This window comes from Sulfurospirillum oryzae, assembly GCF_025770725.1.
Lineage (GTDB): Bacteria > Campylobacterota > Campylobacteria > Campylobacterales > Sulfurospirillaceae > Sulfurospirillum > Sulfurospirillum oryzae.
On the sequence record NZ_JANZKZ010000003.1, the window covers coordinates 218,253 to 237,437 of the forward strand.

Below are 19,185 nucleotides of genomic sequence, written 5' to 3' on the forward strand. Positions count from 1 at the left end.
TTAAAATCAAAAGCTTAGCTATTTTTCGTCCAGTCAAACTCCATTTGCCTCGCAGTTTTAACGGCTAAATCTCTATCTATAAGGCGTTCGATAAGATGCAGACTCATATCGATGCCAGCAGATATGCCAGCGGATGTGATGATGGAGTCTTCATCGACCCAGCGCATTTGCTCTTTGACGTCAAGGTTTGGAAACATCACGCGAAGGTCGTTTATATCTTCCCAGTGTGTGGTTGCAGATTTGCCCTCAAGCAGTCCCGCTTTTGCTAGTAAAAAGGCACCTGTGCAGATAGAAGCGGTGAGGTGTGTCTCTTTGGAGGTCGTGGCGATCCAGCTTATAACCGAAGCGTCTTTCAAGGCTTCAGTGACAACACCGCCAGGGATGAGTAAAACATCAATTTTGGGATGGGAGCTAAAGTCAAAGTCAGGGTCGATTTTGAGTCCTGCCCGCGCTCGAACGGGGGATTTTGTTTTACCAATCGTAAAAACTTCAAAGGGCGTTATGGAGCTTAGAAGATGCTCTTTCCCGTAGACACGTGTTGCGGTGGTAAAAACTTCATAAGGACCTGCGAAATCAAGCACTTCGACATTGTCAAAGACAAATATGCCAACCGAATAGCTCATACATCTTCCCCCTTTTTTTCTTTACATGTAAATCATAAAATGGTTCATTTCGCCTTCACGCTTGTACTTTAACCTCATGCCATGCAAACGAATGACATGCCATGTGATGAACAGACCAAATCCAAGACCGCGTGAGCTTTTTTGTTTTTTCCCTTCTAAAAAATAAGGCTCTGCGTAGCGCTCAATAGGAAACTCTAACGCTGGGGCGTGGTTCGAGACGGTGATGGTTTTGGCATCATTGCGAAGTATAACGCGGTGGTCATGAGCGTAGTTGACACCATTGTCCAGAAGGTTTTTAAGTACGACGCCAAAAAGTTCAAAATCGACATGAAGTTCGACAGGAGTAAGCTGGCAGGTAATGTTCTCTTTTTTATCTTCTAAAATATCGAGTGCAAAGTCCACAACATCTTCGATGTGGTAGGTTTTTATGTCTAGTTTGAGCTCGTCAGCACTCAGCTTTTCGATGCGCGAAAACTCTTCCAACAGGGCTTCTTGACGTTTAAAGACATTTTGAAGAATGTTGGTATAGGTTGCATCTTCGATCATTTCGGCTGCTAGTTTACCTTTGGTGATGGGTGTTTTAAGCTCGTGCATGATGTTGCGTAAAAAGAGCTGTCTGGAATCACGGAGCGATTTTATTTTAGCTACCGCACTGTCAAATTCGTTGGCAAGAGCGGCAATTTCATCTTTTTTAGTGCTTTTACATGTAACGTCGTAATTGCCATTGGCAAAGTGTTTGATCTGCTCACGCAATGTTTTAAGCGGTAGAATACTTCGGATAATGCCAATGTAGAGAAAGATAACAAAAGCGAGCGTTAGAAATGGGAAGAGAATTTGAGGAAAAACTTCTTTTTCAAAGGGCACTTGCAAGATGATAGGATCACCATCTCTTTTTTGCAAAATGGCATAAATATGAATGCCATGCGAAACGACATACATCCCAAATCGTAATTTTTCTTCCATCTGTTTCATAGGAAAAGGACGAGGAGGTTTAGGTAACGATAAAAGTTTTTCTTGCAATTTTCGGTCGTCTACAAGCGTAAAGCCCATCTCATCGAGTTTGGCAAAATCAAGCTGTTTCGTAAGCGGATCAACCGCTGTACGAACCGCTAGATGCGCGTAGTCATGCATACGCCTTATATTGCTTTCACGCTCATGAATCGAGAGTGAAAAAAAGATGGCAGCGATGCCTAAAAGCGCCAGTGCAAAAATGAGCGTAATGCGCGTGATGATCGAATGATACCATCTCATGCTTGAAGCCTATAACCGATGCCGCGTACGGAATGGATGAGTTTGGGCTCTTTAGAACTCTCACCCAGTTTGGTTCTGATACGACTAATAAGAACATCTAAACTTCTGCTTTCATTGTCTTCATTAAGACTTAGCGTGCTACTGAGCAGTTCCGTTCTTGAGACAACGCAGTTGTTCTTTTTGATGAGGTGTGCAAGGACGTCGTATTCGGCAGGGGTAAGTGTCAAAGGTGTATGGTTGAAAAAAATGGTATGGCTCTCTTCTTTGAGTATGAGGGCTGAAATTGACGCTTCGTCATGAGGTGAATTGCTTTTTTTATAGCGTCTTAGCACACTCATAATGCGTGCATAAAGCTCTTTAGGTTCATAAGGTTTTGGCAAGTAGTCGTCAGCGCCCAGCTCTAAACCTACGATCTTATCTTCCAGATCACTGCGCGCAGAGGAGATAATAATAGGGATGTCGCTTTTAGCGCGTACTTCTTTGCAAATCTCAAGCCCATCCATACCTGGAAGCGAGAGGTCTAAAATCAGCAGGTCATACTTTTTGAGGCTCAGTGCGCTGATACCAAGGTAGGGGTCATCATAGTTGGTCACGATGATGTTATAGCGTTTTAAAAAATTGCATAAAATTTCGGCGAGTTCGACATCATCTTCAATCATCAAAAGGTTAGGTTGCATAGGCGTATCCTTAGAATTTGCTTGCAATAATGATACATCTACTCTTTGAATGGTTTGTTAATGCTAAAGCCACAAAGAAGCTTTTCGTTTTCCTCGTCAATGATAAATTCGTATAGATGGAAGTGGCTTTGTAACCCTTCTAAAGTAGGCAGTGCAATTTCATGTTCAACAACACCTTCATAAAGCGCAAGGCGGTCTGTTTCTGCTATGTTTTGGGCAGTTTGAGCATCAAAAAGATCAAAGGCGTTTCTGTTTTTCCATGTTTTAAAACCGATGAACTTTTGGTAAGATTGGTTCATATACAGATAGTTTCCCTGCGTGTTTTTGATAAAGGCAAGAGCGGGAATATTTTCTACAAAAGCGATGAATCGCTCTTGTTCTAAATGCTCTTTAACCTCTTCTTCTTTGCGTTCTGATATGTCACGAATCGTACCAACCATGCGAATGTTTTGGTCGTTTTTACCCCGAATGACACGACCTCGAACATTAATCCAACGCAGAGGTTCACTCTGGCGAATACGATGATCGACGACAAAAAATTCGGTGTTACCATCAAGATGCGCTTTAAGACGTTCATTGACCAGTGCCATATCTTTGGTGTGGACAAGGTTAAGCCATGAAGAGAGTGTTGAAGGATTTTCTTTTGGTTCATACCCCATAAGTTGTTTCCATTTTTGGGAGTAAAAGACAACATCGCTTTTCATATCCCAATCCCAGATCGCCTCATTGCTTCCCTCAAGCGCTAGCTCCAAACGCTCTTTTTGTTGTAAAAGAAGCGATTTGCTTTTATGCAGATGTGCGATGTCTACGATGATGGCAACAAAATCGTTCGAAGAGCCTAAAAGAGGGGCTGTATAGATCATAGCTTGTTTGGTAATGTCATTATCAAACACCAATTCGTGCATGTGCTCGCCACTTTTTGGAAGGGTGTTTAGAAGTTCGGCTGTCTCTTTGCTCATAGCACCAAATGCGCGGCTAAAGGCTTTGTTGGTGTACCACTTAGCATTTTTTTTGTAAAGAGTGGGGAGTGGCAATATTTGAAAAACTTCTTCTTCTTGCAATGCGGCATGTTTAGAGCTGGTAGGTTCGTTTTGAAGTTTTCGAAGACGAAAATAGAGTGTCAATGATAGTGAAAGTAGAAAAACAATAATGGCAAAAAGGACGATTTGAGACATACAACCTCTTTGTATTGGGGTATCCCGCTTTTATGTTCAGCGGGATAAAAAAGCAAAAACTATTTCAAAAGCTCTTTCTCTTTCACAATAAATGGAACGCCTTTGATGCCAGCACCAAAGTATTTGTTTTTGAGTTCATCAATGCGAGCAACGTCTGCATCACTGATTTTTTGCTCATATTTAACATTTTCATCGTAATATTTTTTCAAGATTTTGATTTTCTCAGCGTCTGTTTTCGCTTTGGCTGTCTCGTTGTAGATAATGACTGATTTTTCAAGAGAACTGCGCTCATGAACAGGGGTAAAAATAAGTTTGAGATTGTTGGTGGTGAGTCTTTGCTCGATTTGAGCAAGCTCTTGCCTACAGTAAGGACACTCAGGATCGGTGAAGACGACTAATGTATCTTTTTTAGGGTCATTGCCTAAAGAGATTACATTTTTTTTCTCCTCTTTTTTGTAGATTGCTGAAAGCTTTTTCTGAAGCTCTGCCATCTCCATCATCTCTTTAATGCTTCCACCTTGTTTGATGCTGATAACATCAGGGAAGATCAAATCATCTTTTGTGAAGATGCTGAGTTTTTGTGAACGTGAACCATCGCTAAGATTTAAAGTCACGAAATCCATGCCATCAATGCCTTCAACGCCTTTGCGAGAAACGACTTCAATGGTAATATTGGGTACTTGAATCGTTGATTTAAAGTGTTCAACAATCTGTGCATCGGTTGCTGCAAAAAGTGTGCTAGAAAGAAGCGCAACCAACCATAAAATGTGTTTTTTCATTCATTTTCCTTGTAAGTTACAGAAACTAATCTGCATGAAATGTAAGGTATTATACAATAAAAAGAGTCACAGTTTGGTAATGAAAGGTAAATGAATGCGTGATAATGCCGATAAAATGGCACTTATAGAAGAGATTGAAAAACTGATAGAATCCGATCCCAATGCCCCAATCTCTTCATTTTCGATGTTAGAGTTCTTAGAATTGGAAGATTTGGTCTCGGTTCGCGAGACGCTTTTGCGCTCTAAAAAGAACCGTTCGCAGGAAAATGAAGTCTGGTTCGATGAACTTTGTAAAAAATAGTTAAAATCTTTACATGTAAAGGTAAATTATGGATAAAAAATGGGCGTACTTAAATGACATTGAAGGGTGTGACGTCGTTGCACTTTACACGCTTCATAATCTTGTTGAAATCGTCTATCTTAAAGAGGGAAAACCAAAAAGTCTGAGCATTAATTTTCATGTTGCGGGTGGCTCTATGGGTTATTTTGAATTTTTTAAGTTCGATAACATTCCTCTTCCGCCTGCAAAAACAAAACATTCTTTAAGTGAAACGCTTCAAAAGATTTTATATGTAAACCTTTACGCCAATGTTGGAGAGCATGAGCGTTTTGAAGAGTTGGAGCTTGTCTGTGAAGGTGGCAGTTATCTGTTTTTCTTTAGTGAGGATGAAGAAGAAGCTCCATACGCCAAAATCGAAAAAGAGAAAAAGCCCTCTTTGCCATGCGTAAAACGTGTTGAGCAGAGCTTACCCAAAGAGCTTTTCAGTGTCGAATTTTTCAAAGAAAATCTCGCTTTTGCGCTTGTCGCACACGGTGAGCAAAAGACACCGCATGGGCTTCCTTACTCGATGCACCTTCTAAGTGTTGCGAGTGAAGTCATCAACGCTCTTTGTATGGAGCCGCTTAGTTTTGATGAAAACAATGTCGCCATCGCTTGTGCGCTTTTACACGATGTCAACGAGGATACACCCATAAAAATTACCAAAGAGAGCTCTTTGGCAGGCAATGCCGAAGTCATAGCCAAAGGTGTGCAAGCTCTGACCAAAGATAAAAGCCTACCTACTAAAGAGCTTCAGATGAGAGATAGTTTGGAACGCCTTAAAAAGCGTCAAAACTGTGTCGCGCTTGTCAAACTTGCCGATCGCATTACCAATTTGGGTGTGCCACCCAAACATTGGGATGAAGCGAAAAAACGAAAGTACCTTGAAGAAGCAAAGATGATTTTGAGGGAGCTTGGTTATGCCCATAGCTATTTAGCCAATAAACTTCAAACGAAAATTGAGGCGTACGAGCTTTACATGTAAAGCGTTGGAACGAAGAATGCTTAGGTGCGATACAACAACAAAAGGATGAGTCATGCGTGTATGGGTAGCTTACTTCAAATACACCCCTGAGATCATCGCCTTTGTCGCAACCTGTGTTGTTCTAGCGCGATGATTTATGTGGGATAAAATGTATCAAAGAGGGAGTTCATTCCCTCTTTGATGCTCCTTCTAGTACTTCTTTCCCTCACATGCAATGAGCTCTTTTTCTTTGATCTCTTCAATAAGTGGCTTCATACTTTTTAGTGTAAACAGTTTTAGATCATCGCCTTTAAGAGCTTTAAGTTCCGAGCTAAAACCGCTTTTGCTAAAAATCACATAGATGTCAGCCTCAAGTTCCGCTTTTGCACATTGTTCTTTGAGTTTAGAAAGCTCTGTTTTTTTCACTTTAGCATTCGTGTATTTACAGCTTCCAGCGATAAGTTTGCCAGATTTCGTCTTCGCTAAAATATCAATTTCAGCGTTTTTATCCCAATAACTTCCTATCTCGACGATAGGGTCTTCCGTAAAACTTTTTTTCAAAAATGCTTGTGCGAGTTTTTCAAAAATAAGATCACTAAAGCCTTGTTCGCGGTTGGTAAACGCTTTTTCGACTTCGCTAAAATCATTCTCTTTGATGGTTTTGTAGTACGGTGAAACAAAAGCAAACCAAAAACGCATAAAAGGGGAGATGAAATTCAGTTTATCGGAGTTGTCATCTTCTTCTCTTACGGGGCGCTCTAGCGAATACTCAAGCTCGATGAGTTCACTGCGCAAAAGTGCATGCAATGCTTCATTGCCTTCTTCTCGGCTCAAACGTGCTTTTTTATACGAGGAAAAAACGCGACGATCGCCCGTTGCACACGCGGTGAGGAGTGCGTGGCTTAGTTTGTTGCTGTAAGTGAGTTTGGTAATGTCGGCATGAATGTAGGTGTAGTTTTTTAAAATTTTCGCCGCGATGAGTTCAAAAAGAGGTTTAGTGGTATCGACATTCCAACTTGTCCCTCCAAAAACGCTGAAGTATTCGATGGCGACTTCAAGATCGTTAAGCCTATTTTGAAGATAAAAAGAACGGAATTGCGCTAAAAGAGTAGGGTGGTGTGACATAGAAAAAGAGCCTTTGATTGTTTTTCGTCATTATACACGAAAAAGAGGAGTGAAAGCGTTTTCACTCCTCTAAAGGCATTTAGTTATTTAGCGTGACTTCCATCACAAAATGGAGCATTGGCGCTTTTTTTACAGGCGCACAGATAGTACTCTTTGCTTTCGGTAACCGTAAACGCTTTAGGCGTAAAACTTGTGCCTTTATGGCTACCATCACACAAAACGGTGTCAGCACTTTTCCCACAGGTGCAGAAGTGGTACTCTTTGTTGGCTTCGAGCGACATTTTGACAGGTGACATAGTTTATCCTTTATACTTTTTAGTGCATTGGCACATCAAAGACTAAAACCCAAGAGGGCTTCAACGCTTTTAACTCATAGGTTTTATTTTCGGTAATCTGTACTTCATCTCTTGACTCAAGTGCCACACCATCGATTTCAATTTCACCTTCGACAACGAATACGAGTTTACCACGATTTGAAGAAGAAGGAGCTAGAAAAATCGTTTTACCCTCATCCAGCTCGGTTGTAGCGATGAATGCGTCTTGTTTAATGGCGATGGAGTGGTCTCTGCCATCAGGCGAAACGAGCGTTACCCATTGATTGTTTTTGGTGACATCTCTAAAATCGCGTTGATTGTAAAGGGGCTCACCACCTTTTTGGTTTGGGTGTATCCAGATTTGAAACAGTGCCGCCGTTCCCTCTTTGGATGCAAACTCAGAGTGATAAACACCACTTCCCGCACTCATGTACTGAATCTCTCCTGCATGGATTTCGCCATGATTGCCAAAAGAATCCTTGTGGACAAGCACCCCTTTGGTGACAATAGAGACGATCTCCATGTCGCGGTGAGGGTGCATACCAAACCCCTCTCCCGCTTCGATGATGTCATCATTGATAACACGAAGTGCGCCAAAACCCATTCGAGCTTGATTGTAATACTCCGCAAAGGAGAAGCTAAAATGGCTATGAAGCCAACCATGTTCCGCAACACCTCTTTGGTTTGCTTTATGAATGATAAATGCCATTGCTTTCTCCTTTACATGTAAAGCATGAGACTTCTTTCACAACCCATTGAAAAAAGTCTATTATTTTTGCAAAATGCCCTCAAGCGCTACGTCGATTTTAACCTCTTCGCCTACGATAACACCGCCAGTTTCAAGGGTTTTATTCCATGAGATACCAAAATCTGTTCGATTGATTTTTCCCGTTAAACCAAGTCCTACACGTTTGTTGCCATAAAGATCAGTCGCTGTGCCACCATTCTCGTAAGCCAAAACAACAGGCTTAGTCACGCCTTTCATAGTGAGTTTTCCATACGCTTTGTCCCCTTTAATTTCATCGAGTACAAATGTGATGGTTGGGTACTTTGCAACATCAAAAAGGTCGGCGGAACGTAAGTGTTCGTCTCTGTCTTTAATGCCTGTATCGATGGAAGTTGCTTGAATGGTTCCATTGAGAGATTTAAGCGTTTTAGTTGCTTCATCGTATACAAAACTTCCGTTAAATGTTGAAAAATTCCCTTTTACGGTTGAAATCATGGCGTGTTTGACACTAAAATCCGCACTTGAGTGCATAGGATCGACGTTGTAATTGCCAGCGAATAGGGCAGTTCCTGCCAACAGGGATGATGCGAGTAATGTTTTTATTTTCATAACGGTTCCTTTTTTACTAATTAGTAATATTTGAGCAAAAAAATAGCAGACTTACACGAAGTCTATTGCGCTTTTTGCAGTTTGCGTAACAGGTCATACAACGTGACCAACTCTTCATCGCTTAAAATGTCAAAATAGCTCTTGAGATTCGCGGCATGTTGTGTAAACATACCACCGATAAGGGCACATCCGCTTTCAGTGATGCTTACAATGCGTACACGACTATCTTCCAAAGAGGGCAGCGTTTGCACTAAGCCATCTCGAGTGAGATTTTTGACAACCACAGTGACATTGCCAGGTGTGCTCGCGATCAATTTTGTAATCGCTCCTACTTGCAAATCGCCACGATGGTAAAGGACTTCTAAGACTTCAAACTGATTCATGCTAAGGTTAGATGCGTTGATATATTTCAACTCTTTAGCACGGATTTTTTGAAATGCACGCAGGATCTGAATCCATGTTTGCATACTCTTGTCTGTGCGTTCACCATAACTTTTAACGTTTGATCTCAGTTTCATCTTTTCCTTCCTTTGCCAGAATTATATTACTAATTAGTATTAATGTCAAGAGTCGTTCATATTTTTGTTATGAAGCAGAAATTAGGGTTTGAAAAACTCACATATATCAACATCGAGTGCCAACGCAATTTTATAGAGATGTTCGATGTTGAAATGTTTTTTATTGTGATAGAGTTCAGCTACTGAGATAAGACCTACCGATTTTAAGCCAATCGCTAATGCCAAATCAAGTTGGGTAATTTTTTTTTCTTTGCGTATTTTGGCAACATTTTGACCAATTTGCTTGTGTAATGTGTCAATATTACTAAAAGTTAATTCTTTCATAAAAAACTACCTATAGTTAAAGTTCTTGTAAGTATATGCGTATTAATATTTTGTAACAACTAACCATGGTTAGTAAAATATGAGGCGTAATGAAGAAGATATTAAATCCATTTGTGTGGTTTCGTTCTATCATGAAGATATTTGGATACAGTCGTTGTATTTTAGCTGTGAAAAATAGTACATTAGAGTTTGATCGATCACGTACGATTGGAAAAGTATTTAATACCTATATCTATTTTGAAAAGATTCTCTGGAAAGAACGTGTAACACATGCGGGTCAAAAAATTGTTCAAGTAGATGGCTTTATAGATATTGACTTTTTATCATTTGATGAAGTGTATAAAAAAATTTTAAAATCAATCAAAATCATTGCACATTTTAACGTAAGTGCAGATAGGACGGTTAAATTAAATTATATGGGTATTGAAACAACAAATATAAACGGCGAAACCATAAAATATGATATTCATGAGCATGAAATGATGCTCTGCATGCAAGATATTTATGATAATAAACCGATCAGATAGAATTCTACCCCAGTACCCTTCTATTTCCCTCTTTTTTTACATCTTCAAAGTTATCGAGGTAGTCAAGGTAGGCGACTAGGTATTTTCGGCTCATATCGAAGTGCTCTTTAAAAGCTTTGATGTCGATGCCGTTTTCTTTGCGCATAATATCCCTTAGGTGCGCCATCATAGCACTTAAAGCGGTTGTGGTGACAAAGAGGTTGTGCTCTAGGCGTACGACTTTTTTAGCACGTGTGAGGTTCTTGAGTGCGTCATCACCCATTTTACGGTCAATGTCAAGTTCATCGTAGATGTTGTACGGAGCATCGGGCATAAATTCTGCTTTTTGCAAAATGTCATAAATCTTATCTTCGATGAGCGTTTCAATGTTATCAATCTCTATTTGCGCGTTTTTATAGACGCCATTTACAAAGTCTAGCATGCCTTCATCACTCAGTTTTTGCAGTACACTCTCCACCAAAGCAACACTCGCCCATTTGAGCTTCATTGAGAGTGAGTTTGCCGAAAGGAGGGCGTAAGCATTTTTAGTGTAAATCGCTTGAACGATGCGTTTTAACTCTTCTTGCATTGTGACAGGATAGAGTACTAAGCCCTTTTCATCGACAAAAACGTCACTCATTTCATGCGCGATTCTAAGGGCTTCGTCATGATTGAGCCCAAAGCGTTGGTTAGAAGAGATCAGTCCAAAACCGTGTTTGTGCATCTCGACCAAAATGGTAAACGCGCTTTTAAAATCTTTGGTATCTAGGGCTCTTAGAAGCTCTAATTTAACCCTTTTTTTCATAGGATCATTAATAGGGTTCAGGATGCGTCCACCACCGATGGTACGACCACTTGAGCAGATAATGAACGGCTCATCATGAACTAAAAAGAGCTTATGGTTAAATTGCAATTTCGCGTAGCCTTTATCTGCCTTATCTTCACTTTCATAAAACAAAATGCGCGCTTCAACTTGCTTTGTACCCACATACAAGATGACTTTTGAGTTGTGTTTGAGAGGGTGTCCACCAATGCTCTCTACCCAGACATCGGCGACATCAAAACCACGAATAAACCCTTTTTTACACAACAATGCCCCTTTTTCAAAAGAGGTTTTTTGGGCATTTTGAAGATTGATGGCGGTTCGCTGAGACGAATAGGCAGCTTCAACATCGTGGTCGTGGACTTGAAGGTTGCGGATGACAAACTCTTTCTCTAGTTCAGGTGCAAAAAGCTTTTCTCCGACTTTAATCACCCCATCCAAAACCGTTCCGGTAACAACCGTACCCGCTCCCGCGATGGAGAAAGAGCGATCGACGTAGTAGCGAAAGAGATCGTTGCTTTTTTTAGGCGTTACCGGTAGTGCAAAGAGTGCATTTTTAAGGGTTTGAATGGTGGATGGCTCATACACGCTCACGGGGATGATCTCAACAAGGTGAAGGTTTTTAAGGGATTTGAGATGCTCGGTTATTTCGTATGTGCGTTGCTCTATGACTTCAATGGGGGCAAGGTCTTTTTTGGTGAGCGCTACGATGATGTTCTTTACATGTAAAAGATTCAAAATCTCCAAATGCTCTTTGGTTTGAGGCATTATGCCCTCATTGGCATCCACCACCACAAGGCTTGCGTCAAATCCAAACGCCCCTGCGATCATGTTTTTTAACAGCTTTTCGTGTCCGGGAACATCAATGAACGCGACATTTTTGTTCTCATTTTGCATGGAAGAAAAACTAAGGTTGATGGTAATGCCTCGGCGTTTTTCCTCTTCGAGACTGTCGCCTTCAAAGCCTGTAAGTGCCGTTATAAGCGCAGTTTTTCCATGATCAACATGTCCTGCCGTTCCAACGATGATGTATTCCATTATTTCTTGCCTAAAATATTTTCTATGATAGTGATAAGTTTTTCTTCCGTACTTGGAAGAATGGTGCGAAAATCAAGTAAAAATTGCTCATTCTCAATGCGTCCGATAACGTGCGATTCTCGAAATTTTCGCTCTAAAACGGTGGCTTTTCCTTTTACATGTAAAGCGATGGTAGGAAAGCGTCGGTTTGGCAGTGTGCCACCACCCATATAGGTTTCGCTCTTTACGATTTCGCACGCTTCGTTGCCAATTTTCTCTTTGACATGTAACGCTCGTTGCTCCAATTCCTCGACACTTCTAAAGAGTAACCAAAGGGTTGGAATTTGCTCATACTCTTCTCTCAGATACGCTTTGATGCTCTCTTCAAGCAGACTTAGAGTGATTTTATCCACACGAAGCATACGAAGCAGTTGATTCTTTTTAAGCTTTGCGATCAAGTCAGCACGCCCCGCGATAATGCCCGCTTGAACACTTCCAAAAAGCTTGTCACCGCTAAAGCTGATCAGTGAGGGATTACATGTAAGAATTTCGCTGAGGGAATGTTCACGGTTGCCCAAGTTGTACGGCAGCTTTGGCACATAGCCACTCCCTAAGTCGTAGTAGTCCAAAAGGTTATGGTTTGCGGCAAGTTGTTTGAGGTTTTCATAAGGCACATCTTCGCTAAATCCTTCGATGGAGAAGTTGGACTGATGCACTTTCATGAGCATTGCGGTATTTTCATTGATGGCATTGGCGTAGTCGGTGATTTTGGTTTTATTGGTCGCGCCCACTTCATTTAAAAGTGCGCCGCTTTGCTTCATGACTTCAGGGATGCGAAAACTACCACCGATCTCGACCAGTTCGCCCCTTGAGACCACAACTTCTTGGTTTTTGGCAAAGGTATTTAAGATGAGAAAGACGGCTGAGGCGTTGTTGTTGACCACCAATACATCCTCAACATTTAAAAGCTCCCTCAGGTGAGTGCTGACATGTTCATAGCGTTCACCTCGGCTACCCATTTCCAAGTTGTACTCTAAATTAGAATAGTTGCAGATGACGTCACTTGCACGTTCCAACAAGGTTTTAGAGATGAGACTTCTGCCCATGTTGGTGTGTAAAATGACACCCGTGGCATTGATGAGAGGTTTGAGTGAAGGCTCAAAGAGGGCATCATAATCCTTTTTGATTTCGCACATTAAAGTCTCTTCATCAAAACTCTTGATCTCTTGGTTGATCAGTGCTTGACGAATTTCTTCAATTTTTGTTCTGGCAATTTTCATGACTAAGGTTGCATTAGCGCCTTCAAAAAGCGGATGCGTAAGACACTTGTCAATCTTAGGAAGTGATCTTAATGCGTTCATGCGTCCCCCGGAAGTGGCAGTTTGGTCTCATCAAAGAGGTATTTTTTGTTTTGAATTTTCGTGAGAATTCCCTGATCTCCCAGCTGTTTGAAAAGCTTGATGACGGTGGGTTTACTGACATCAACTTGCTCCATAATTTCGCTGTAAGAGTAGTTGAGCATATTGTCATTATCCAAATTTTTAATGATAAAACGAATGATCTCTACTTGCTTACTATCGGTCACTGCGGAGATGGTTTTGATGATGTTGTAAGAACGTTCGATCTCTTTGGCTTGAATTTTTGGCAGCAATACATCGTGCAGAGAGTTTAGGAGCTCCTTGATGTTAACAGGTTTGATGATGTAATTATCGACATGAAGTTTAATCGCATCAAGCAGGTACTCGGTATCGGTAAATGCGGTGGTCACAATGGAGGGAAGTTCAATCTCAAGGTCGTTTTTAACCATGCGCAGAAAGTCCAGACCATTGCTGTATTTGAGGTGAATATCGGCAACGATGACATCTATTTTTTCCGTTTTGATGACTTCTAAAGCTTCTTCAATGGTTTGAACAGGGTAGATCTTTTTGACAAAATCCTCTAAAACAGAGGTGGTATGCTTCAGTAAATCCGCTTCATCTTCGATGTAAAGAATGGAAAAACTACCCAGTAGCTCAAAATTGCGCTTGTTCATCGTCATCACCCTTATTTGTATTGATATGTTTTTTTGGTATTTCTATGGTAAACATGCTGCATGCCCAAAAAAGTTTAGTGCCTAATTTATGGCGAATATTTTTACATGTAATCTTTCCGTGCATGTGTTTCTCGACCATCTGTTTGGACATGTAAAGCCCGATTCCAGTGCCTACGCTTTTGTGTTTGGTCGTAAAGTAGGGGTCAAAAACTTTGGGTATTATATCACTTTTTATACCACCGCCATTGTCGATCACATTGATAAAAATGCGATCAATGCTCTGTCTGGCAATGATATGAATAATCTTGTTATTTTGGTCCGTTTTGCTGGCTAAAACATCTTTTGAGTTACCGATGAGATTGAGAAGTACATGAATAAGCTCATTTTTAAAACCAAAGACTTCCAAATCATCTTTGATAAAAAGTGCAAGAAAGATCTCCTCTTTTTCCAATTGGTACTTGGAAAGATCAATTGCTTTTTGAATCACCTCTTTGATGCGAAAGGCTTTTTTGCTTTTATTGGGATTAAAGAACGTACGAAAATCCTCTAAGGTATCGGACATATTTGAAGAGAGCAGTTGAGCGTCTTTAACACGGGAAGAGATGAAAGGCTCATCGAGCTTTCCTGCTAAAAACTTACTCTCAAAACTTTGAATAATCATCATCAGCGAGCCAAGTGGTTGACGCCATTGGTGCGCAATATTTTGCAGCATTTCGCCCAAACTTGCCAGTCTGGCTTGTTGGAACATGATGTTATCTTTTTTACGGCTGTTCTCAACTTCACGTCTAATGCGAAGTTCCAGTGAATCGTTAAGGTCACGAAGCTCTTTGGTCTTAATTAAAACATTCTCTTCAAGGTAATTGTGCAAATTTTTGAAGTGGTTGATAATGATAAAAAGCACCATGGTGATAAAAAAGAAAATCATACCGATGAGAAGAATAAGCATAACGGTGCTCGTTTGAAAGAGGCTGTCGTTGACTTGTTTCTCTGTAATAGCCTGCTTTAGGTGCGTGGTAATGAGGCTGGAGAGATAAATATTGAGTGAGTTAGCTTCCAGCATAATATCGTCAATTAAAAAGCTAGCTTCTTCGGTTTTGGAGTATTTTAACAGTTCGAGCATAATGTTGATTTTGGTGTCAATGCTCTGCATTTTGACACTGATTTTTTCCACAATACCTTGCTGGAAGATCGTTTTTTCAGGAATGTCCGGTGTCACCAAAAAGAGACTGAGCCACTTGCTTGCAAAATAAGGAAGACCGCCGATTTGACGGTTGGTGGCAAATTGGTAGCTGTTCCACTGTTTGTGAACGATCTGTTGCGCTAAGAAAATGACCTCGATGGCATCGTTGTTGCTGATCTGCTTTTCTCTGATGTCCCGCAATGTTTCTGCAATATTGACACGGTAATTGTCTTTAATCTCTTCAAGGTCAACTTGCGGTTGCGTGTGTTTTTGAAAGAGGGTTTCATAGTCGTATTTGAGCGCAAAAATAGAGACGAACATCAAAAAACCAATGGTGATCGTACCGCTTAAAATAATAAAGATGAGAATCTTCGTTTTGTTAGAAAACTTGATGGTCTCTAGTTTTTGGTTAATAAACTCTACAAATGTCATCTTAATACTCATACTTTTGGATGATCTCAAATTTGCCATTCACATAATTTGAGAGATAGACTTGATTGAGCAGTTGGGCATGGTGGTAAAAGAGTGGAATGTTATCGAGTGTTTGGGTTGGGACATGTTTGAGTTTATCTAAAAATTTCCCACGTGTAATGGTTCCATTGATCGCCCTAAGTGCTGTGACCACTGCTTTTGCCGCAAGATACGATTCGTAAGAGACCAAAGAAGGTTTCTCCTCTGGGTAGTAAAAAGCAAGATTTTTAAGATATTCGACCGCTTCTTTAGAGTAAAAATCATCGTAAGAGGGAACGGTTTGCGAAAAGAGAATGTTGTCACCTTTGCCGTGTAACTCATTCATGAGTGCGTCAGCGTTGACAAAAGAGATAGGGCAAAAAATGATTTTTGAGGAAGCATATTCTTTCATTTTTTCGATAAATCGAGCAGTTGGCTTGTATGCGCCAACGAGGATGATGGCTTCGGGTTTTGCCGCTTCAAGCTCATGGATAGCATGGCGAATGGAGAGGGTGTTGCGTTTATACGTACCTTCTGCAATGAGTTGCAAGTTGCGTTTTGAGAGGGCATTGGAAAGGGCGATGTACCCTTCTTCGCCATAATCATCATTTTGGTAGAAGATCGCAAAACGGGTAATGTTCTTCTGTTGGGTTAAATACTCCACTAAAGCATCAAGTTCTTCGGTGTAGGAGCTTCTAAAGTTGACAATGTTGTCGGTATCTTTGGTGCGTAGAAATGAAGCACCTGTGTAAGGTGCAATGAAAGGGATATCGCTTTGTGTAATGAGAGGAAGAACACGTTTAACCGTAGGTGTTCCGACAAAGCCAAAAAGGGCGAAAACGTCGTCTTTGGTAATTAGTTTTATGGTGTTGCTAAAGGTATTTTCTGGTTCATACTTGTCATCATACTGGATAAATTCGATCTTTTTACCTTGTACACCGCCTCTAGCATTGGTATGGCTAAAATAGGTATTGGCTCCAACGACGACATCTTTCCCTAAGTGGCTATTGATACCACTCAGCGGTAAGGATGCGCCAAGGAGAATGGTGTTTCTTTCCGTGCTTTTAAAAAAAGGGTTAAAGAAAAACATCAATACCATAACGCCTAAGGCTGAAAAACTTAGAATCAGAAAGTTTTTGTTTACCAAGATAGAATTACCTTTAATCGTTGATTGAAACTATTATAGCTTAAGAAGATTAACGCAACCTAATTGAGTCAACACCTCTTAATACTTTGTATATATACAAATATATAACGTATTGGAGAGCCGATAAACTTTGTCTTGTTAAGAACCATTTAATCCAATTCATTTTACAATTCGGTAAACTATGATTTACCAATATGGGAAACACAATGCAAAAAGAGTATGTTTTTTACGATAATATCGGCTTAGACTTTCCACTCAGCGAAGAGATAGCGCTTGTCAAAACGGCTTCTAAAGGTGAATATCTTGTCTCCAATGACCCTGAAGCAGAAGCGATTATTTACGCGCCAGAGATCAATTTTTACCTCCAACAATCGCGCGATAGCATTGCCCAAAAAATTAAAAATGTTACAAAACTTTACGCGATGCGCGCACTTGGATTTGACTTTGCGCAAGATATGGACTACGCACAAGAAGTAGGCACTAAAGTTTTGATTGTTACTGATGATGCAAGCCATGAAGCCCTTAAAGAAGAGCTTAGGGATGAAGATTTTACCGTGATGCTTCTTTCGCCTTCAATGGTTTTAGACGTCAATGGGCACATCGGAGATTTACATGTAACGCTTAAAAAAGAGGATGAGCTCCTTGAATTAGAGTGCGATCAGATTCTTTGGTGGAACGCTCCAACGTTTGCCATGAAACAAAGTGGTGTGTATGACCCAGCACTTCTTGGTTTGGAAGGTGCGCTTAAAAAACTTCGTGACAACAAAGGCGAGTACCACTATAAAAACTATATCAACTACGATCCTTCCATCTGCCAGTACCATGAAAGACGCGAAGAGATTTGCGGTAAATGTGCTGAGGTGTGTCCAACGGTTGCGATTTTAAAAGAAGATGAGACTAAGCATTTAGTCTTCTCACACATTGACTGTCATGGGTGTGGCGGTTGTATCAGCGTATGCCCAAGTGGAGCGCTTGATTATACGCAGATGCCACGCATTGCTTTTTCGCATTTGAGTGATTATTTTAAAGGTTCAACGGCGCTCATTATTCCGCATAAAATGGATTTAGGCTTGATTGACATTCCTTTGAAAGAGGGCGTTTTACCTTTGATGATTGAGGGTGAAAAGTATTTGCATGAGGCGCATCTTTTAAATCTGCTTCAAACCAGTGGCAATCCGATCATTTTCTATACCGATTTTATCTCTAAAGGTACGGGGGATGTCATTCGCATTCTCAATGAAATTTTTGAGAGAAAGTACCACAAAAAAGCCATTTATGTGTGTGAAGACAGTGCTGATTTGGCGCGTATTTTTGAAGGGTTGCAGAGCATTCCTGAGTGCATGTACGGCATCAATGAAGAGGAGCTTCGCAAACGTGAGATTTTCTCTGCGCGCCTTGCGCATTTAGTGGATGGTGAAGATTTAGGTGTGGTGAAAACGGGTGAACATGTCCATTACGGCGATATTAAAATAGATGAGAGTAAGTGTACTTTGTGTCTCAGTTGTGTGGGAGCGTGTAATGTACGAGCACTCACGGCACACCCTGAAGATAATTCATTGCGTTTTAACGCGTCTATTTGTACGAATTGTGGCTATTGTGAAGTGACCTGTCCTGAGAAGGATTGTCTCACCGTCATTAAAGATGAGATCAGTTTAAAACCAAGTTGGTTCTCTCAGCGCGTTATGGCAAAAGATGAGCTTTTCACCTGTCTTGAGTGCGGAATGCCTTTTGCGACCGTTAAAGCGGTAGAAAAAATCGCAGCCATTATGACGCCACTCTTTGGCGATGATGAAGTAAAACTTCGTACACTTTATTGCTGTGCGGCGTGTAAACCCAAAGTGATGTTTAAAGCCCACATGGAAAATGAAAATAAAGGACTTAGCCTATGAATAAAGAGGCAATTAATAAAGCAAGAGCCGTTTATTACGGGCTCTTTGCCTCACTTTTAACGTTTTTTGATAACCACAATGATCTTGAACTTATTCAAAAAACGATTGAGCTTTTAGCTCAGAATCCACTGGATGATGAGAGTAAACTAGCGTTTAGTAATATGCAAAAATTGCTTATTACTAAAGGATATGATTCCCTTAAAGAAGAGAGCGATACGGTTTTCTTTAGCCCCTATTCTGCGTACATTCCTGTAACAGCATCTTTCTTTTTAGAAAATCGTGATGATGGAAAAAAACGTTTGGAGATGGTCAATTATGTCTTAAGCTCCAATTATAGACGCGACAACGAAAAGTTTAAAGAGCTTGAGGATCACATCGGTTTTATTGTTCTGTTTTTGCAAAAGATGATTGAAGAAGAGTTAAATGGCAATGAGAAGAGCGCCCAGCTCTCTCGTGAAGTGTTTGTGAACATTCTCAATCCGTTTGTGGATGAGTTCATTCTTGCCCTTCATGCACATGAAAATAGCTCTTTTTACCAAGAATTTGCGGTTGTCATGCAATCGTTTATAGCGCTCGAACGACTCTATTTGGATGTGAAAAAACCAACCAAAGAAAAAGAAGATGAAGCACCACGCATCTTTACGAAAGAGCTTAAAAAAACACGCAAACCGATTACGCCAAGACCTAAGAAAAATATGGAAGAGTTCGTACTTTAACGGTTTACATGTAGATATGC

21 protein-coding genes are annotated in these 19,185 nt (G+C 40.6%); 5 read left to right on the plus strand and 16 right to left on the minus strand.

From position 1 onward, the window contains the following. Positions 1-14: 14 nt before the first annotated feature. The 5 genes from N0B29_RS09940 to N0B29_RS09960 are packed head-to-tail and all read right to left on the minus strand — an operon-like array spanning position 15 to position 4,505. On the minus strand, positions 15-623 hold the full coding sequence (locus tag N0B29_RS09940; protein WP_263833567.1) for a DJ-1/PfpI family protein: 609 nt from the start codon (positions 621-623) through the stop codon (positions 15-17). A gap of 21 nt (positions 624-644) precedes the next feature. Further along, positions 645-1,874 carry an ArsS family sensor histidine kinase gene (locus tag N0B29_RS09945; protein ID WP_263833568.1) on the minus strand — a complete coding sequence of 410 codons (1,230 nt, stop codon included), beginning with the start codon at positions 1,872-1,874 and terminating at the stop codon, positions 645-647. Next, a complete protein-coding gene (locus N0B29_RS09950) occupies positions 1,871-2,551 on the minus strand; it encodes a response regulator transcription factor (protein ID WP_263833569.1) in 681 nt (226 codons plus the stop codon). The genes N0B29_RS09945 and N0B29_RS09950 overlap by 4 nt, the downstream gene beginning before the upstream one ends. Positions 2,552-2,589: 38 nt before the next feature. After that, positions 2,590-3,726, minus strand: coding sequence for a PAS domain-containing protein (locus N0B29_RS09955; RefSeq protein ID WP_263833570.1), 1,137 nt, complete (start codon positions 3,724-3,726; stop codon positions 2,590-2,592). 59 nt (positions 3,727-3,785) lie between these two features. Further along, entirely contained in the window at positions 3,786-4,505 is a 720-nt protein-coding gene (locus tag N0B29_RS09960; RefSeq protein ID WP_263833571.1) for a thioredoxin domain-containing protein, read from the minus strand. A gap of 94 nt (positions 4,506-4,599) precedes the next feature. Between N0B29_RS09960 and N0B29_RS09965 the strand changes: the two genes are divergently transcribed. Together N0B29_RS09965 and N0B29_RS09970 are read left to right on the plus strand one after the other, a co-directional pair. Next, a complete protein-coding gene (locus N0B29_RS09965) occupies positions 4,600-4,806 on the plus strand; it encodes a hypothetical protein (protein ID WP_263833572.1) in 207 nt (68 codons plus the stop codon). A gap of 28 nt (positions 4,807-4,834) precedes the next feature. Continuing rightward, complete coding sequence (locus tag N0B29_RS09970; protein WP_263833573.1) at positions 4,835-5,809, plus strand: HD domain-containing protein; 975 nt, start codon at positions 4,835-4,837, stop codon at positions 5,807-5,809. Positions 5,810-5,998: 189 nt separating this feature from the next. Here the strand turns inward: N0B29_RS09970 and N0B29_RS09975 are convergent, their stop codons facing one another. The 6 genes from N0B29_RS09975 to N0B29_RS10000 all read right to left on the minus strand — a co-directional run bounded on the left by N0B29_RS09975 (position 5,999) and on the right by N0B29_RS10000 (position 9,405). Continuing rightward, positions 5,999-6,913: a DUF234 domain-containing protein gene (locus N0B29_RS09975; protein ID WP_263833574.1), complete on the minus strand. Its 915-nt coding sequence runs from the start codon at positions 6,911-6,913 to the stop codon at positions 5,999-6,001. An 83-nt stretch (positions 6,914-6,996) separates the two neighbouring features. Beyond that, positions 6,997-7,209 carry a CDGSH iron-sulfur domain-containing protein gene (locus N0B29_RS09980; protein WP_263833575.1) on the minus strand — a complete coding sequence of 71 codons (213 nt, stop codon included), beginning with the start codon at positions 7,207-7,209 and terminating at the stop codon, positions 6,997-6,999. A 19-nt stretch (positions 7,210-7,228) separates the two neighbouring features. After that, positions 7,229-7,936, minus strand: coding sequence for a pirin family protein (locus N0B29_RS09985; protein WP_263833576.1), 708 nt, complete (start codon positions 7,934-7,936; stop codon positions 7,229-7,231). Between the two features lie 60 nt (positions 7,937-7,996). Next, complete coding sequence (locus N0B29_RS09990; protein WP_263833577.1) at positions 7,997-8,563, minus strand: YceI family protein; 567 nt, start codon at positions 8,561-8,563, stop codon at positions 7,997-7,999. Positions 8,564-8,625: 62 nt separating this feature from the next. Beyond that, a complete protein-coding gene (locus N0B29_RS09995) occupies positions 8,626-9,081 on the minus strand; it encodes a MarR family winged helix-turn-helix transcriptional regulator (protein WP_263833578.1) in 456 nt (151 codons plus the stop codon). Positions 9,082-9,162: 81 nt separating this feature from the next. Further along, the gene (locus N0B29_RS10000) at positions 9,163-9,405 is read right to left on the minus strand and encodes a helix-turn-helix domain-containing protein (RefSeq protein WP_263833579.1); all 243 of its coding nucleotides are present in this window, start codon (positions 9,403-9,405) and stop codon (positions 9,163-9,165) included. An 89-nt stretch (positions 9,406-9,494) separates the two neighbouring features. On the opposite strand from N0B29_RS10000, the gene N0B29_RS10005 reads away from it, so the two are divergent. Then, positions 9,495-9,932 (plus strand): hypothetical protein, encoded by a 438-nt coding sequence (locus N0B29_RS10005; RefSeq protein ID WP_263833580.1) that lies wholly within the window; start codon positions 9,495-9,497, stop codon positions 9,930-9,932. 4 nt (positions 9,933-9,936) lie between these two features. Here the strand turns inward: N0B29_RS10005 and selB are convergent, their stop codons facing one another. From selB to N0B29_RS10030, 5 genes are read right to left on the minus strand one after another with little or no spacing between them, the layout of a single operon-like run. Continuing rightward, positions 9,937-11,772, minus strand: coding sequence for a selenocysteine-specific translation elongation factor (gene selB, locus N0B29_RS10010; RefSeq protein ID WP_263833581.1), 1,836 nt, complete (start codon positions 11,770-11,772; stop codon positions 9,937-9,939). Next, positions 11,772-13,112: an L-seryl-tRNA(Sec) selenium transferase gene (gene selA, locus N0B29_RS10015; RefSeq protein WP_263833582.1), complete on the minus strand. Its 1,341-nt coding sequence runs from the start codon at positions 13,110-13,112 to the stop codon at positions 11,772-11,774. Before selA ends, selB begins: the two co-directional genes overlap by 1 nt. Then, the gene (locus N0B29_RS10020) at positions 13,109-13,783 is read right to left on the minus strand and encodes a response regulator (RefSeq protein WP_263833583.1); all 675 of its coding nucleotides are present in this window, start codon (positions 13,781-13,783) and stop codon (positions 13,109-13,111) included. Before N0B29_RS10020 ends, selA begins: the two co-directional genes overlap by 4 nt. Then, positions 13,764-15,395, minus strand: a complete 1,632-nt coding sequence (locus tag N0B29_RS10025) for a sensor histidine kinase (protein ID WP_263833584.1) — start codon at positions 15,393-15,395, stop codon at positions 13,764-13,766. The genes N0B29_RS10020 and N0B29_RS10025 overlap by 20 nt, the downstream gene beginning before the upstream one ends. Position 15,396: 1 nt before the next feature. Further along, positions 15,397-16,560 carry an ABC transporter substrate-binding protein gene (locus N0B29_RS10030; protein WP_263833585.1) on the minus strand — a complete coding sequence of 388 codons (1,164 nt, stop codon included), beginning with the start codon at positions 16,558-16,560 and terminating at the stop codon, positions 15,397-15,399. A gap of 206 nt (positions 16,561-16,766) precedes the next feature. Here N0B29_RS10030 and N0B29_RS10035 point away from each other — a divergent pair, with 206 nt between their 5' ends. Both N0B29_RS10035 and N0B29_RS10040 read left to right on the plus strand, forming a co-directional pair. Next, complete coding sequence (locus N0B29_RS10035; protein ID WP_263833586.1) at positions 16,767-18,449, plus strand: 4Fe-4S binding protein; 1,683 nt, start codon at positions 16,767-16,769, stop codon at positions 18,447-18,449. Then, on the plus strand, positions 18,446-19,165 hold the full coding sequence (locus N0B29_RS10040) for a TorD/DmsD family molecular chaperone (RefSeq protein WP_263833587.1): 720 nt from the start codon (positions 18,446-18,448) through the stop codon (positions 19,163-19,165). The genes N0B29_RS10035 and N0B29_RS10040 overlap by 4 nt, the downstream gene beginning before the upstream one ends. The last annotated feature ends 20 nt before the right edge of the window (positions 19,166-19,185 follow it).

What these genes read in the sequence shown, in the direction of transcription:
- selB (WP_263833581.1), bottom strand. Translation starts at nt 11,772, where the DNA reads ATGGAATACATCATCGTTGGAACGGCAGGACATGTTGATCATGGAAAA.
- N0B29_RS09950 (WP_263833569.1), bottom strand. Translation starts at nt 2,551, where the DNA reads ATGCAACCTAACCTTTTGATGATTGAAGATGATGTCGAACTCGCCGAA.
- selA (WP_263833582.1), bottom strand. Translation starts at nt 13,112, where the DNA reads ATGAACGCATTAAGATCACTTCCTAAGATTGACAAGTGTCTTACGCAT.
- N0B29_RS09945 (WP_263833568.1), bottom strand. Translation starts at nt 1,874, where the DNA reads ATGAGATGGTATCATTCGATCATCACGCGCATTACGCTCATTTTTGCA.
- N0B29_RS09940 (WP_263833567.1), bottom strand. Translation starts at nt 623, where the DNA reads ATGAGCTATTCGGTTGGCATATTTGTCTTTGACAATGTCGAAGTGCTT.
- N0B29_RS10040 (WP_263833587.1), top strand. Translation starts at nt 18,446, where the DNA reads ATGAATAAAGAGGCAATTAATAAAGCAAGAGCCGTTTATTACGGGCTC.
- N0B29_RS10035 (WP_263833586.1), top strand. Translation starts at nt 16,767, where the DNA reads ATGCAAAAAGAGTATGTTTTTTACGATAATATCGGCTTAGACTTTCCA.
- N0B29_RS09995 (WP_263833578.1), bottom strand. Translation starts at nt 9,081, where the DNA reads ATGAAACTGAGATCAAACGTTAAAAGTTATGGTGAACGCACAGACAAG.
- N0B29_RS09970 (WP_263833573.1), top strand. Translation starts at nt 4,835, where the DNA reads ATGGATAAAAAATGGGCGTACTTAAATGACATTGAAGGGTGTGACGTC.
- N0B29_RS09980 (WP_263833575.1), bottom strand. Translation starts at nt 7,209, where the DNA reads ATGTCACCTGTCAAAATGTCGCTCGAAGCCAACAAAGAGTACCACTTC.
- N0B29_RS10000 (WP_263833579.1), bottom strand. Translation starts at nt 9,405, where the DNA reads ATGAAAGAATTAACTTTTAGTAATATTGACACATTACACAAGCAAATT.
- N0B29_RS10025 (WP_263833584.1), bottom strand. Translation starts at nt 15,395, where the DNA reads ATGACATTTGTAGAGTTTATTAACCAAAAACTAGAGACCATCAAGTTT.
- N0B29_RS09960 (WP_263833571.1), bottom strand. Translation starts at nt 4,505, where the DNA reads ATGAAAAAACACATTTTATGGTTGGTTGCGCTTCTTTCTAGCACACTT.
- N0B29_RS09990 (WP_263833577.1), bottom strand. Translation starts at nt 8,563, where the DNA reads ATGAAAATAAAAACATTACTCGCATCATCCCTGTTGGCAGGAACTGCC.
- N0B29_RS10005 (WP_263833580.1), top strand. Translation starts at nt 9,495, where the DNA reads ATGAAGAAGATATTAAATCCATTTGTGTGGTTTCGTTCTATCATGAAG.
- N0B29_RS09975 (WP_263833574.1), bottom strand. Translation starts at nt 6,913, where the DNA reads ATGTCACACCACCCTACTCTTTTAGCGCAATTCCGTTCTTTTTATCTT.
- N0B29_RS09985 (WP_263833576.1), bottom strand. Translation starts at nt 7,936, where the DNA reads ATGGCATTTATCATTCATAAAGCAAACCAAAGAGGTGTTGCGGAACAT.
- N0B29_RS10020 (WP_263833583.1), bottom strand. Translation starts at nt 13,783, where the DNA reads ATGAACAAGCGCAATTTTGAGCTACTGGGTAGTTTTTCCATTCTTTAC.
- N0B29_RS09965 (WP_263833572.1), top strand. Translation starts at nt 4,600, where the DNA reads ATGCGTGATAATGCCGATAAAATGGCACTTATAGAAGAGATTGAAAAA.
- N0B29_RS09955 (WP_263833570.1), bottom strand. Translation starts at nt 3,726, where the DNA reads ATGTCTCAAATCGTCCTTTTTGCCATTATTGTTTTTCTACTTTCACTA.